The following is a 13505-nucleotide window of genomic DNA, read 5'->3' as shown; positions in this document are numbered from 1 at the left end:
CTGTGGCCGAGCTCTCGGCGCCTTTTGCCCGGTCGATAAACGCCCAGGGTGCAAGCAGGTAGATCCTGATGCTTGACAAGTCCCAAGCAAACAGCCTATGGTCAAAGGGATAATGACCTGAGACGATACGAAGTGGGTGAGCCCCTGACAGGGTTGGTGGATAGACAACGCGGGTACTAAACAACCTGACCCGCAGGCTTTGCATTGGAGGAGGGGAATCTGTGGCCAATCCGGAGTTCCAGTCGTTGCAACCCCTGTATTCGCTGCTCAACTCGGCGGTTGCCATGCCGTTTGCCAAAGCAGCACGCGAACTTGGCTGCGCGGACCTGCCGCAGACGCCGTTTGTTGATGAGCTGCGGCCTTATTTGGACACGGCCGCATTTGACAAGCCCAACACCCCCGATGTTCGTGCCGACGTTTGGAGGGCTGTCCTTCACGGGCGTGTGCTGGCGGTGGAGCCATTGACTGACGGAGGTATGCTGTTTCACGTACGCGCGCGCCTCTCCGGGGGACTGTGCATTGATGTACGGCTGCGCTATCGCTCGGATGAGTGGCGGGTGCAATCAGTGACGTCGATTCACTACGTTCCGTTCACGCGCACACGGACTTTTGCCCGCATGGTTTCGGGGGCCTGTGTGGTGGTTGCGGGTTGCATCGGGTTTTTGTTGGCCGACAGCCTGCACCACGGTGGCAAGACGTCGGCGGCCGCGGCTGAGTTGACCAAGCAGGGGGTGGAATCGTGGGCGCAGAGTCACGGCTATCAGTTGGTGAAACCGGGATCTCAATCCGCCTCGGCGCCTGCGGCCGCGTCCTCCTCAGCGAGCGCGGGAAAAGCGGCGAGCGAGGATAAGGCATCCACCACTTCGTCCAGTGACAAGCAGACCGCCGACGCCGCGAAGTCCACATCCCCGTCCAGTCAACATGCGGCTTCCAGCGCGCCGAAAACCTATACCTACACTCTGCGTCTGGGAACGCCCGTGCACGACCTGTCGGTGTTTTTGCAACAGCACCATTTGGTCAAGAGCGCCATCGCGTTTGACATGAAGATGAAGGACACGCACGCGGATCAGGACCTGCGCCCGGGGACCTACACGTTCCGCTCGAACATGAGCGAATCGGACCTGATTCGCGTCCTCAAGGCGGGCCCAAAGTCGTAACGCTGGCTCGGCCAAGGGTGGGGGATGGGATATGAGGTTGGTGCTGGACCACGTTGTTCACGCGGTGCGAGATGCCCACCAGGCGCGCCATACCTTTATGCACCAGTTCCCTCTGGCGACCAGCGAGGGCGGGCGTCACGAGGCGTGGGGCACATACAACACACTGGCTCACTTGGGCCCAGTGTATGTGGAATGGGCGGCGGTCTTCGATAGCGACTTGGCCGCCGGCAACGAGTTCGGCCGTTGGCTGCTCTACGATTTGGCGCGGGGAGAAGGGGTTTCGCAGCTGGCGCTGCGCACCTCCGCCCTGGACGCGGTAGCCGATACGTGGAGGGAGGCCGGCCTTCCGTTCGTGGGCCCGGTCAGAGGGCGCCGCGTGCGACCAGATGGGCTGGAGTTGACCTGGCGTCTGCTGTTTCCGGCGCGTGAGGCGGGAGCGAATTTCCCGCTGCCGTTTCTGATTGAGTGGGGGCCGCGCCCACAGGAGTCTATAGCGGCGGACAGCACGGGTTCGACTGCATCTGGCCAGCAACGGAACGGCAGTCACGGCGCAGACCAGGAGCGGGGGAACGCACCGTTTGCGGATGGTGATCTCCGCCTCACGCGGATGCACGCACTGGTGCAAAGTCCCGCCCGAACGAGTGAGCGGTTGTCTCAGTACTATGGTCCGTTTCTCCCTCTCCCGGAACGTCGGGGGGAGGCGGTGGTCTGGGATGTGGGCGGCGTGTCGCTCTGCTTATGGCCCGCCGAATCGGGTCCTCGGGCGCGGTCCGCAGAGGTTCTGTCAACTCGCGGTGAGCGGGTGGTTGCGGTGAACCTGGCCCGAACTGCGTCGGCGGCGTCAGCGTCGAGCGGCGAGGGTGGACAGTCTCTGTGTCCATCACCTGTGGAAAAGGGACACTTGCTACATGGGCTGTGGGTCTCTATAGTTCCGCAGTCGGCAAGTAAATCGTGAAGCGCGTGCCGAACCCCTTTTCACTCTGCACCTCAATTCGGCCGCCCATATCGCGGATGATGCGGTAGCTGACCATCAGGCCCAGGCCGGTGCCGGATGTCTTCGTCGAGTAGTAGGGGGTGCCCAGCCGTTCGATTTCCTCTGGCGTCATGCCGACCCCCGCGTCGGCAATGACCAAGGCCACCTGCTCATGTTCACGGTACCCATAGATGCGCAGGGTTTTTCCTTTCGGCATCGCTTCAATACCGTTCTTTGCAATGTTCATGAGCGCTTGGTCCAATCGCTTCGGGTCTCCCCATACATACAACTCGGGCTCGCACAATTCTACGATGTCGATGCCGCGCAGCACCGCATAAGGCGACATCATGTCCACCAGGAGTCGCACTCGTTCCCGCACGTCGATGCGCGTTTTTTGGCCTTCGGTCGATTTGGCCATCGCCAGGTATCGGGAAATAATGTCTTCCGCCCTATCCAATTCCTGTATGCTGGTCTCGATATACATCCGCCACTTCTCGGGCGGGACGTCCGCGTCTCCCCGCAAAAGCTGCAGAAACCCGCGAACGACCGTCAGTGGATTGCGGACCTCGTGGGCGATGGAGGCGGCCAATTGACCCAATACCTGGGTCTGTTCCATGTCCTGTACGCGCCGCTGCATGCGCCAAAACTCGTTTTGGTGCTCGATGATGGCCACGGATATCCAAGCCAAGACTGAGTGGGCGAATAGGTAGATGCTGTCGAGGAACAACCGCTCGGGTGCGAGAAGGTTGTGTTCGCCATGGGCCATTTGGAACAGCGTTGTCGTCACCAGTACGGCAAAGGCGGTCGTGCTCGTCAACAGGACGGCGGTGATGATGCGTGGGCGTCGGTTTTGCTGCCGGAAGTTGCCGATGACCACGTACAATGCCGGCAGCACGTACACGTAGCTGATAAGCATCGGATAGGATCCAGCACCGTGCAGTATCGCCTGATAGGCGTACATCGTGAGGGTCAGGACCGTGCACGCCCAGTATCCCTGGTATAGACTGGAAATGATCCATGGCACGGCGCGCAGGTCATAACTCTGGTGGGCGATAGATGCGGGAAACGTCATGCACAAGAGTATGGACACGACAGAGCAGGCGGTGGCGATGGCCTTGGCCTGCACGCTGTCGATGTGCTCTCGTTGATTGATGATACCCTGGCAGACAAATAACGGCACCAGGATGTTGGCGATGTTTAGGAGTAGGTCTTTGGCCTCGGTCAACCCGTTCAACCCCATGTACGTGATCCCTTTTTCGTGCTTCCTCTTGTGCGTTGCAGATGTCTGTCGATTGTCTGCATGGCCCCGGGGTGCGCGAGAGGGCCGCTCAGGCGCACGAATCCGCGGATTCACGCAACTCAATGTTCTATTCTACACTATGTTTACTCTTTCGGGAAAAACGATAGGGCCAATATGATGGAAAGGAAGGAATTCCCTTGTTTGTCCACGGGGTGCAAGGTCTGGAATGAGGCCCGTCGTTAGGCAGTTCCCAGGCGCGTACGCGACGCGCCTGTCGATTCACCGTGGGCAGGCTCACCGAACAATCGTTTGCCGACGGTCAGGCCCGACGGAGACAAACCGGATGGGCACGCCGACCAGGGTTTCAATCCGCTTCACCAAGCCTTTCGCCTCCTCCGGCAAATCTTCAAAGCGATGACAGTCGGACAGGTCCTGTTGCCATCCGTCGTGCCATTCGTACACCGGGGTCACTCGCTCCAGCTGGTAAGCCGGCAGGGGATAGTCATAACGCTGACCATCCAGTTCGTAGGCCACGCATAACGCCACCCGCGGCAATCCAGAGAGGACGTCCAGTTTCATCATGGCCAGCTCCGTATACCCGTTGATGAAGGCGCCGTAGCGCAGTGTCGGAATATCGAGCCAGCCGCAATCGCGTTGACGGCCGGTGGTGGCGCCGTACTCATGGCCCTTTTCCTGCAGGTGCCGACCGAACTCGTCGTTCAGTGCGGTGGGGAATGGCCCCGCTCCAACCGCCGTCGTGTAGGCTTTCGTGATGCCGGTCACTCGTGTTACGGCTTGCGGGGGAAGGCCGCACCCGGCCGGGACACCGCCGGCGATGGGGGACGAAGAGGTGACAAACGGGTAGACTCCCCAATCCAGGTCCCGCATGATGCCGAGCTGGCCCTCGAGCAGCACGTACTTCCCAGAAGATACCGCCGCCTGCAGCAGGGGAAGCGTGTCGTGAATGTAAGGCAGTAAATACTCACGCGCCTCTACTAGTTCTTTCCAAATCTCCGCAAACGACTTCGCGAACGCGGCCATGCCTGGCATGCGTTCCATTTTCGCTCGGTACGCCTGTTCAACGCGGCTGCGGAAATGTCCAAGGTCGCGCATCTCACCGATTTGGATGCCGAAGCGGCCAACCTTGTCCTGGTACGCTGGCCCGATGCCCTGTCGAGTCGTTCCGACTTTCCGCGATCGCGCGTGTTCCTCGTATTCGTCTTGCCAAATGTGATACGGCAGCACCAGGTGGGCGCGTTCAGAGATGATCAGATTATCTGTCGAGATTCCGGCATCGTTAAGCGATTTCAACTCTTGGACGAGATTCATCGGGTGGACGACCACACCGGTCCCCAGCACAGCCTTGGTGTCGGGATTGAAAATGCCTGAAGGTACCAGGTGCAGGGCAAATCGGCCGTGCTCATTCACAATCGTGTGGCCCGCGTTGCCGCCCCCCTGGTAGCGAATCACGATGTCGGCATCGACGGCGAAATAGTCGACCATCTTGCCCTTCCCTTCATCGCCGTACTGGGCGCCTACCACCGCGTGCACCATGTCCGTCGCCTCCGTGTTCAGCAAAATCGGGCTGCGGCTGCGGCGCATACTGTGCCGACGGAACCGTTCGATCAAACCGCGGTCATGGGGCCAGCAGCCCATTCGTACACGTCCCAGTCTACGGTCGATTTTGTTATGTGTAAAATTGATTTGTTGTATACTTTCTATACGAATATCGTATAACGGATCGCATAACACGGGGCCGCGCCGCTAACGCGCCGCTAATTGGATGAAGGCGAGGGATGTTGATTTGGATGCTTGGCTGCGCACGTTGATTGCCGTGGTGGAATCGTCGAGTCTGGTGCGGGCCGCTGAACAGCTGCACCTCACCCAACCCACCGTCACGCGGCAGCTGCAGCAGTTGGAGGAGCGCTTAGGGGTTAGGCTGTTTGACCGAATGGGTAAGCGGCTGGTGCTCAACCGCGCCGGCACCGTGGTCTATCGTTACGCCAAGATCCATCAGGGCCTGCATGACAAGATGCGAGACGAATTGAGTGCCCTCCTAGACGCGGACGTGGGCACGGTCTATCTGGGGGCAGGGTTGACTCCGTCCATCTATCTGCTGCCACCCGTTTTGGCTGCCTACCGCCGCCAGCACCCGCGCGTGCAGTTTCAGGTGACGAGCGGATCGTCCAAGGAGATTGCCGCAGCCCTGCAGCGGCGGGAGATTGACCTGGGCGTGGTGACCACGGTGGGCGAGGACATGGCCGACTGTTGGACGGCCCCGCTGCTGCGCGACGAGCTGTTGTTGGTGGCCGCGCCAGGGCATCCGTTGGCCGAGCGCGGTCAAGCTTCGCGCGGTGAGTGGATGAGCGAGCCGCTGGTGCTGATGCGCAGGGGCTCCGGTCTGCGCCGCATCCTGGATGACCTGGCCCGTTCAGCCGGTTTGTCCCTCACGGTCGCAATGGAGACAGACAGTCTGGAGAGCATCAGTCGCTTGGTCCAACTAGGGGTAGGTCTGTCCTGCCTGCCTCGCTCCTGTGTCGCGGACGATGTCGCAGCGGGACGGCTCCGGGTGATAGAACCGGTGGACGAACAACTTGGAGCGCGCACTATCACGCTCATCGGTCGGCGGGAGGGCAGCCTGCCGGCATGCGCCGGTCAGTTTGCCCGCGCCCTGAGAGCGTGGTGGCAACCAGGGGAGGAACGCTAGAAATTCCAGAATGCTGTATTCCTGCTTCGTGAACGGAAGTCTGTAAAAAACTACGGCTTGAGCCGTTCGACAAATCTCGTTACACTAGCGACAAAACCTTTAAATATACCAATCCTACGAGTCCTATCGCGAGACGCGGACGGGGGAAGCCGCCTGCGGACGATGTTGGCCTTGGTTGGCCCGTGTTCCTGGGGCGGGCAATGATCCTCGCAGGACGAGAGAAGGAGTCGATGGAGTGAAACACCGCAAGCGACATCACAGACAGCCGCGCCATCTCCGCCGCTCGTCGGTGCGGCGGACACGGTTTGGCCGCAGCATGTTCGGGATTGTCGTGGGCAGCGCCTTAACCGGGACGGTCGGCGTGACCAGCGCCTGGGCCGCCACCACGTACAAGGTCAAGCCGGGAGACAGTGTCTGGTCCATCGCCCGCAGACACGGTCTCACGGTCTCTCAACTGGTGGCGTACAACCACCTAGCCAACCCAGATCTCATCTATCCCAACCAGATTCTATGTCTGTCCGGCGATGCGTCGTCGTCGACAACCGATGCGACATCTATCAGCACGTCCACGAGCAGCACGGCCAGCAGTGCCACAACGTATGTCGTGCGCAAGGGAGATACGCTGTGGTCTATCGCCCAGCGCTATCAGGTCAGCGTGGGCAATTTGGTTGCTTGGAATTCGATTTCCAACCCGAATCTGATCTATCCGGGCATGGCCCTGCGCCTCTCAGGCACCGCTTCTACCTCGGTCACACAAAGCCCGGCCGCGTCGGGCAACAGCGGAACGTCCACCGCGCCGACGCCATCGTCGCGCGGTGGACTGCCGCCTGAGACGGTGACCCAGTCGGTGAGCGGGCAGGCGGTCGTGAATTACGCAAAACAGTTTGTGGGCGATCCGTACCTGTACGGCGGAGAATCGACCTCCGGCTGGGATTGTTCCGGCCTGGTGCAGGCGGTGTACGCGCACTTTGGCATCAAGCTGCCGCGCACTGCGGCGGGACAGGCACAGGTCGGCCAGAAAATCTCCGTCTCCGATCTGCAGCCTGGGGACCTCGTCTTTTTCAACACCACGGGAGACGTGTATTCACACGTCGGCATCTGGGCCGGCGGCGGCCAGTTCATCTCCGCCACCGTCCATGGAGGCGTCTGTTACCAGTCGCTCAATACTTCCTACTGGGAACCGAGATTGTCCAAGTGCACACGTGTGCTCGGTTGAGTGCACCGCTGTCGCAAATCCTACCAGCCCCGGCGGTCTCAAGGTGCGCCGGGGCGTTTTTTCGTGATCAAGCGCGATTTGGTATAGTGGTAGCCGGCAGATGGTTACGGATGGGGAGGGCCGGCGGGGATGTGGACAACGGACGAACGCAGCTTGTTGCCCGAGACGGTGGAATTCAGTTTCCTCGAAGCGCTGGAGGATGGGCAGTATAACGCCGACCTGGAGATGCACCTGGGGCAGGCGGTGGCGAAAGGTGAATCACCGCCGCTCATTCGCCTGTGGCGATCCGCCCACAACCCAGGCATTGCGGTGAGTCGCAAGGACGTGGCCAGCGACCGTGGGCAGGCAGCCGCCCAGGCGCTGCGGGAGAAGGGCCTCGACGTCATTGTCCGCCAGACGGGCGGCACCGCGGTCCCGCAGGGGGATGGCGTGCTGCACCTGTCTTTCATCCTGCCGCGTACGCACGCGGCGGCGACGACGGACGCCTATTACCGCTTGCTGTGCCGGCCGCTGTTGGTCTGGTTGGCTGACCACGATGTCCCGGCGGCGACGGGGGACCTCCCTGGCAGCTACTGCGACGGATCCTACAACGTGCTGGCAGGCGGGCGCAAGCTGGTCGGGACCGCACAGGCCTGGCGGGGCGGATTGGCGGGTGTGGCTTCGCGACACCCCGGATTTGTGTTGGTCCATGCCTGCATCACGGTGGACATCGCCCTGGCGCCGGCGCTCGGTTGGATTAACGAGTTTTACACCATCGCCGGTCAGGAGTACCGGGTGCAGCCGGATACGGCGGTGACCCTGCGCGATCTCCTGCCGGCCCGCCGCTGGGACGAGGATGCGGCCGCCAACGCGGCAGCGGCGGCGCTGGAGCTGGCCGAGGTCATCCGCCGCCTGTACCAGGTGTGAGCGTGGCGCGGGGGATCAGCCGTGCGCGCCCTTGGCCGCGGCGTCGTTTCCTCGCGCGGCGAGCGGCAGCTGCACACTGACCGTGGTGCCTTGGCCTTCCACACTATCCACCCGAATCCGTCCCTTGTGGGCCTCGACAATCCACTGCGCCATGGACAGACCGAGCCCGGCGCCGGTCGTCTCCTCGTGCTGACGGGCGGGATCGGCCCGGAAAAAGCGTTCGAATACCCTGGGCAGGTCTGCTGCCGGGATGCCGATGCCGGTATCTTCGACATGAAACAGCGCCCAGTTTCGGCTCGTGCGGACGCGCACCGAAACCTGTCCACCGGGACGGTTGTACTTGATGGCGTTGTCAATCAGGATGACGAACAACTGGTGCAATCGGTCCCCATCTCCCAGGACTGTGACTCCGGGCTCCACGTCGGCGGACAAACGCACGTTTCGGGCGTCGGCCAGGGGCAGGAACAATTCAACGAGACGGTGCACGAGCGCATTGGCGTCCACCCTGTCGCGGTGCAGCAAGGCCTTGTCGGCGTCCTGGCGGGCCAAGGTCAGCAGGTCCTCCACCAGTTTGGCGAGACGTCGGGCCTCGCTGCGGGCGTTTTGAATCCATTCCAGGTTGTCGATCACCGATTGGTCGCTGTGGTTGAGGACAATATCCAGGTTGGACTGTATCACCGCCAACGGTGTGCGCAATTCGTGCGAGGCGTCGGCGACAAACTCGGTCTGACGCTGATACGCCTTGCGAATGGGCAGCAGGGCACGGGCGGCCAGCCAGAAACCGAGCACCGCCGCCGCCAGCGCGCCGCTGGCGCCGACCCACCAAAGCACGGCTCGCAGCTGGTCCAGCACCGCCCATTCGCGGTTGACGTTCTGGGCCAGGAGAATGTAGAAGACCTGGCCGCCCGCGTTGAGCAACGGTTGGTAGTAGACTCGGTACATGGTTTCATTAGGCCCGTGCATGTCCGCCACGATGGGCTCATCGGGGTCCTGGTTCTGCAGCCAGTTTTGCAGGAAGGCGACGAGCTGATAGCTGGCGTTGGTGTTCACCAGGGGCCCCTCGCGTACGATGCAGTAGGTGTTGGGAGGAAGGGCCGCCATGCGGTTCGGATTGCCCTCGAACTGGTGGATGGTGTACACCAGCTGGGAATCCACATTGCGCAGCACCGCGCGATGCACGATGGAAAAGATGGCGTACGCGGAGAGCGCGTAGAGGACCGCAAACAGGGTGACAGTGAGAGCGGTCAGTTGCAATCGAACGCGATTGAACACAGGAACTCGTCCTTGTCATTCAGGGATTTTAAAGACATAGCCCACGCCGCGCACCGTCTCAATATAGGAAGGCTGTCCCGGCTGGTCAATCTTCTTGCGCAGGAAGTGAACGTAGTTTTCCACTGCATTGGCGATAACGTCTGCATCCGGACCCCAAATCCGGTCCAAAATGAGGTCCTTGGCCAGGACTTTCCCATGGTTGCGAATGAACAGTTCCAGTAATTGGAATTCTTTGGCGGTCAAGTTGAGCGGCTGTCCATCCCGCGTCGCCTCGCGGCTCCCCAAGTCTATCCGAAACGGCCCGGCGGCGATGGCGTCCGTGCCAACCAGAGCGGCCGGACGACGAGCCAGGGCGCGAATGCGAGCCAGCAGTTCCTCGTTAGCAAAGGGTTTGACGAGATAATCATCGGCGCCTGCGTCCAGCCCGGCTACCCGGTCGCTGACCGCGTCGCGGGCCGTCAACAACAAAATGGGCACGTCCAGCTTCTGTGCGCGCACCTGACGAACAATCTCCAATCCGCTCATCTCGGGCAGCATCACGTCCAGGACGAGGATGTCATAGCTGTTCGTGCTTGCCAGGTCCCACCCGGTGATGCCGTCGTAGGCGACATCGGCCGCGTAGTGGTGCTCTTTGAACAACTGAAGTAGCGCCGCCGCCAGGCGCTTTTCGTCTTCGACAAGGAGGATGCGCATGTTGTCACCTCCGGCGATGAGAGTACGGTCGGCGGGAGCGTCCCGGCGCCTCCTAGCGCATGTGCATGGGTTGCTGTTCTCAGTATACCAGCCGTCACCGGCGGATGCAGAGATTGAATCTTCTGTCATTCATCTGCGATCCGTTAAAGCGCCATCGCGCATTCGTGCGGGAGCGCGGCTGCGGGATACATTTCAGAACGGATGAGAATGCAAGCTTCAAGTTCGCATTTCACTGCATTATCATTATTCTCCACGCTTGCCTTTCTATATTTTGGGTTATGAAAGAGGTATTTTCTAAAATAGAATAGACTTGATTTTATTGGTTAACTCCTTGTACACTCTGCTGAAAGAAATCATCGTCCGTCTACTTTACAGGTTGGGTGGGCGACGGTACAATTGCTCTGAATATTATTTCGAGATTAGAGTAGATGGGTTTTCTGTCGCGTGTGGCTGGCGGGTAGCGGCCGGCATTCAACGCATCGGTGACTGACCCGTATAAAGTCGCCATTGGCTGGTCAGGGCGTCCGGGCGGTTGAATCATACTCTTTCCTAAGGGGGTTAAAGGCATGAAGAAAGTCTCAAAAGCCTCAATGGCGACGGTTGCGACCGCTGTCTCGTTGGCTCTCGTGGCGGCAGGCTGCGGCAGCAGCGGAAGCGGGGCAAACGGGAGCAATAATTCTACCGGTAACAAGTCGGGCACGCAGACCGCATCGTCGGGCAAACCGGTGAATGGCGGTACGCTGACGTATGGAACCTTTTCGGACATCGTGACGCTCGATCCAATCTACATCGCCGACACCGCGTCCGGGGATGCTGCGCAATTCACTTTCGCGTACCTGTATGATTTCGATCCGCAGGGCAACATTGTTGTGAAACCGTGGGATCTTGCTGCTGCTCCGCCTCAAATAAGCGACGATGGGAAGACGTACACTATCAAGCTCAAACCGAATGCAAAGTGGAGTGACGGCAAGCCACTGACTGCCGACGACATTATCTTTACCCTCAAGACTATTATAAATCCAAAGGCTGGGTCTCCGGGTATCAGTCAATACGACAAGATCAAGACCATGAAGAAGATAGACGATCACACAATCCAGATTACTCTGAAACAGGTCTATGCCCCGTTCGCCGACGCACTTGCGATACTGCAGCCAGTCCCGGAACATGTCCTGAAGGATGTCGAACCCAGTAAGCTGCAAAAGTATGCCTACGGCACGGACCCGAGTAAGACGGTGACGGACGGGCCGTGGGTGTGGAAGACGTGGAAGCAAAAACAGTACCTCGAATTTGACCGCAACCCCAACTATTGGGGGCCGAAGCCACACATCGACAAGATCATCTATAAAATCTATGCTGATCAGAACACAGAGACCCAGGCGTTGATCAAAGGGGATATCGACGTCGATTCGGCCATTCCCGTGGAACAGTTGAGCGCGGTGCAAAACAGCAAGAACAACCGGGTCATCAACAAGCCGGGGCCGCAGTACGAATTTCTGGCATTCAACTTCAAGGCCAGCAATTTTCCGGGCGACTTTGACCCGTTCACTGACCCTAAGACGCGCCAGGCTATCTACTATGCCCTTGACCGTAAGGCGATGGTGAAGGATATTCTCAAGGGCACGGGGACGCTCATGAATTCACCGTTCCTGCCTAACACTTGGTACGACGTGAATGACCAAGCCACCAACTTCACCTATGACCCGGCGAAGGCGAAGCAGCTGCTCAAAGAGGCGGGCTGGAAGAAAGGATCGGACGGCATCCTGGAGAAGGACGGGCACAAGTTCTCGTTTGAGCTGCAGTACAATGCCGGCAACACTCGTCGTGAGCAGGTCGCGTCCATCATTCAGCAGGAACTGAAAGCGGTCGGGATTGACTGCCAGCCGAAGGGGATCGACTTCTCAGCCTGGGTGGATCAGAACCTGAATCCCGGAAAATTCCAGGCGGTCTTGCTGTCATGGGCAATCAATACACCGGATCCTGACCAGGAATCCATCTACAGTTCGAAGTATTTTCCGCCCAACGGCCAGAATATGGGTTGGTACAAAAATCCGGAAACCGACAAGTTGTGGGTCGACGGATATTCCACTATAGACCGGACGAAGAGCAAGCAGATTTACGGGCAGATTGCCAAGGACTTCTCGCAAGATCCTCCGTACGTGTTCCTGTATCAGTACGGGGCGCCAGCCGGGTACACCACGCGTGTGCACTGGAAGTCTCAAGACGCGCCGCAGATCGGTCTCTCGTATGGGTACCTATATCACGTACAGACTTGGTGGTTGTCAAATCAATAATAATGGACCGGATACGACCGCTGACAGGGAAGGGATGGGATCATCCCTTCCCTGTCTGTAGGAGGATATATTGATGACGGAATACCTGCTTCGCCGGATCCTGCAGTCGATTGTCGTACTCTTTCTGGTGACAGTGTTCATGTTTGCGCTCGTGCACGCCGCGCCAGGCGGCCCGACGCATGTCCTGTTGGGACCTGGCATGTCACCGGAGGCCATGAAGATTCAGGAACACAACATGGGGCTCGACCAACCCCTTCCCTTACAGTACCTGCACTGGCTAAAGGACATGCTGACAGGCAACTTTGGCTACACGTTCAAAAATCATATCCCCATCAACACCATCATCTGGCCGACGGTAGGAAACACCCTCATTCTGATGGGGGCGGCTTGGGTCTTATCACTGATCATCGCGATTCCTTGGGGCATTTACAACAGTACCAAGACCTACGGGATATCCGACAACGTTGCAACCGTGATTGCGTACTTGGGGTTCGCCATCCCGTCGTTCTGGTTTGGCATCCTGCTGCAGGAGTATTTCTCGCTCAAACTGAACTGGTTTCCACTGTCGGACATGTGGACGGTGGGGAAGCAAGGGGACATCGGCAACCTGTTGTGGCATATGGTCCTGCCGGTGACGGTGCTGGCACTGGGGTTTCTAGCTGGTTATCTGAAATACTCGCGCGCCAGCATGCTGGAGGTACTACACGAAGACTTTGTCCGCACGGCGAGAGCCAAAGGGGTCCCAGAGCGATGGGTGATCTACCGGCATGCGCTGCGCAATGCCTTGATTCCGGTCATCACGGTGTTGGGGCTGGATTTGCCGGTATTGGTCGGCGGAGCGCTGTTGACCGAGAACGTGTTCAACTGGCCGGGGATGGGCCGGGAGTTTGTCGAGATGGCCCTTGCGCGGGAGTACTCTGTGCTGATGGCCATCACGGTCATCACGGCTGTGATGGTGGTGCTGGGTAATCTACTCGCGGACATCCTATACGCGGTGGTGGATCCGCGCGTCCAACTCGGCAAGAAGGGAGGCGCGTCGGTATGAGTCAG

11 protein-coding genes are annotated in these 13505 nt (G+C 59.5%); 7 read left to right on the top strand and 4 right to left on the bottom strand.

Annotated elements, in window-relative coordinates:
- The first annotated feature begins 221 nt into the window (after positions 1-221).
- Together ASH01S_RS12790 and ASH01S_RS12785 are read left to right on the top strand one after the other, a co-directional pair.
- Positions 222-1157 carry an MltG/YceG/YrrL family protein gene (locus tag ASH01S_RS12790; RefSeq protein WP_067928830.1) on the top strand — a complete coding sequence of 312 codons (936 nt, stop codon included), beginning with the start codon at positions 222-224 and terminating at the stop codon, positions 1155-1157.
- 31 nt (positions 1158-1188) lie between these two features.
- The gene (locus ASH01S_RS12785; protein WP_067928828.1) at positions 1189-2112 is read left to right on the top strand and encodes a VOC family protein; all 924 of its coding nucleotides are present in this window, start codon (positions 1189-1191) and stop codon (positions 2110-2112) included.
- Here the strand turns inward: ASH01S_RS12785 and ASH01S_RS12780 are convergent.
- Positions 2081-3370: an ATP-binding protein gene (locus ASH01S_RS12780; protein WP_067928826.1), complete on the bottom strand. Its 1290-nt coding sequence runs from the start codon at positions 3368-3370 to the stop codon at positions 2081-2083. The two genes, ASH01S_RS12785 and ASH01S_RS12780, sit on opposite strands and share 32 nt — an antisense overlap.
- A 294-nt stretch (positions 3371-3664) precedes the next feature.
- Positions 3665-5026, bottom strand: a complete 1362-nt coding sequence (locus tag ASH01S_RS12775) for an adenylosuccinate synthase (RefSeq protein WP_245629062.1) — start codon at positions 5024-5026, stop codon at positions 3665-3667.
- Positions 5027-5174: 148 nt separating this feature from the next.
- Between ASH01S_RS12775 and ASH01S_RS12770 the strand changes: the two genes are divergently transcribed.
- From ASH01S_RS12770 to ASH01S_RS12760, 3 genes are all read left to right on the top strand, one after another.
- The gene (locus ASH01S_RS12770; RefSeq protein ID WP_067928824.1) at positions 5175-6077 is read left to right on the top strand and encodes a LysR substrate-binding domain-containing protein; all 903 of its coding nucleotides are present in this window, start codon (positions 5175-5177) and stop codon (positions 6075-6077) included.
- A gap of 235 nt (positions 6078-6312) precedes the next feature.
- Positions 6313-7293 (top strand): C40 family peptidase, encoded by a 981-nt coding sequence (locus tag ASH01S_RS12765; RefSeq protein WP_067928823.1) that lies wholly within the window; start codon positions 6313-6315, stop codon positions 7291-7293.
- Between the two features lie 129 nt (positions 7294-7422).
- Entirely contained in the window at positions 7423-8199 is a 777-nt protein-coding gene (locus tag ASH01S_RS12760) for a lipoate--protein ligase family protein (protein WP_067928821.1), read from the top strand.
- A 15-nt stretch (positions 8200-8214) separates the two neighbouring features.
- Here ASH01S_RS12760 and ASH01S_RS12755 read toward each other — a convergent pair whose 3' ends face one another.
- Positions 8215-9471, bottom strand: a complete 1257-nt coding sequence (locus tag ASH01S_RS12755; protein WP_067928819.1) for a sensor histidine kinase — start codon at positions 9469-9471, stop codon at positions 8215-8217.
- Between the two features lie 15 nt (positions 9472-9486).
- Positions 9487-10164 (bottom strand): response regulator transcription factor, encoded by a 678-nt coding sequence (locus tag ASH01S_RS12750; protein ID WP_067928818.1) that lies wholly within the window; start codon positions 10162-10164, stop codon positions 9487-9489.
- Between the two features lie 566 nt (positions 10165-10730).
- Between ASH01S_RS12750 and ASH01S_RS12745 the strand changes: the two genes are divergently transcribed.
- Positions 10731-12455 (top strand): peptide-binding protein, encoded by a 1725-nt coding sequence (locus ASH01S_RS12745; RefSeq protein ID WP_067928816.1) that lies wholly within the window; start codon positions 10731-10733, stop codon positions 12453-12455.
- Between the two features lie 73 nt (positions 12456-12528).
- On the top strand, positions 12529-13500 hold the full coding sequence (locus tag ASH01S_RS12740; protein ID WP_067928814.1) for an ABC transporter permease: 972 nt from the start codon (positions 12529-12531) through the stop codon (positions 13498-13500).
- Positions 13501-13505: the final 5 nt, after the last annotated feature.

Origin of the sequence: Alicyclobacillus shizuokensis NBRC 103103 (assembly GCF_001552255.1) — a bacterium.
GTDB lineage: Bacteria > Bacillota > Bacilli > Alicyclobacillales > Alicyclobacillaceae > Alicyclobacillus_G > Alicyclobacillus_G shizuokensis.
The sequence above is the reverse complement of the archived record's forward strand: the minus strand, read 5'-3'. Positions and strand labels throughout refer to the sequence as shown.

Bases quoted from the DNA above. Each gene is read 5' to 3' on its own strand.
- ASH01S_RS12760 (WP_067928821.1), top strand. From the start codon at position 7,423: ATGTGGACAACGGACGAACGCAGCTTGTTGCCCGAGACGGTGGAATTC.
- ASH01S_RS12750 (WP_067928818.1), bottom strand. From the start codon at position 10,164: ATGCGCATCCTCCTTGTCGAAGACGAAAAGCGCCTGGCGGCGGCGCTA.
- ASH01S_RS12745 (WP_067928816.1), top strand. From the start codon at position 10,731: ATGAAGAAAGTCTCAAAAGCCTCAATGGCGACGGTTGCGACCGCTGTC.
- ASH01S_RS12780 (WP_067928826.1), bottom strand. From the start codon at position 3,370: ATGGGGTTGAACGGGTTGACCGAGGCCAAAGACCTACTCCTAAACATC.
- ASH01S_RS12785 (WP_067928828.1), top strand. From the start codon at position 1,189: ATGAGGTTGGTGCTGGACCACGTTGTTCACGCGGTGCGAGATGCCCAC.
- ASH01S_RS12740 (WP_067928814.1), top strand. From the start codon at position 12,529: ATGACGGAATACCTGCTTCGCCGGATCCTGCAGTCGATTGTCGTACTC.
- ASH01S_RS12775 (WP_245629062.1), bottom strand. From the start codon at position 5,026: ATGGGCTGCTGGCCCCATGACCGCGGTTTGATCGAACGGTTCCGTCGG.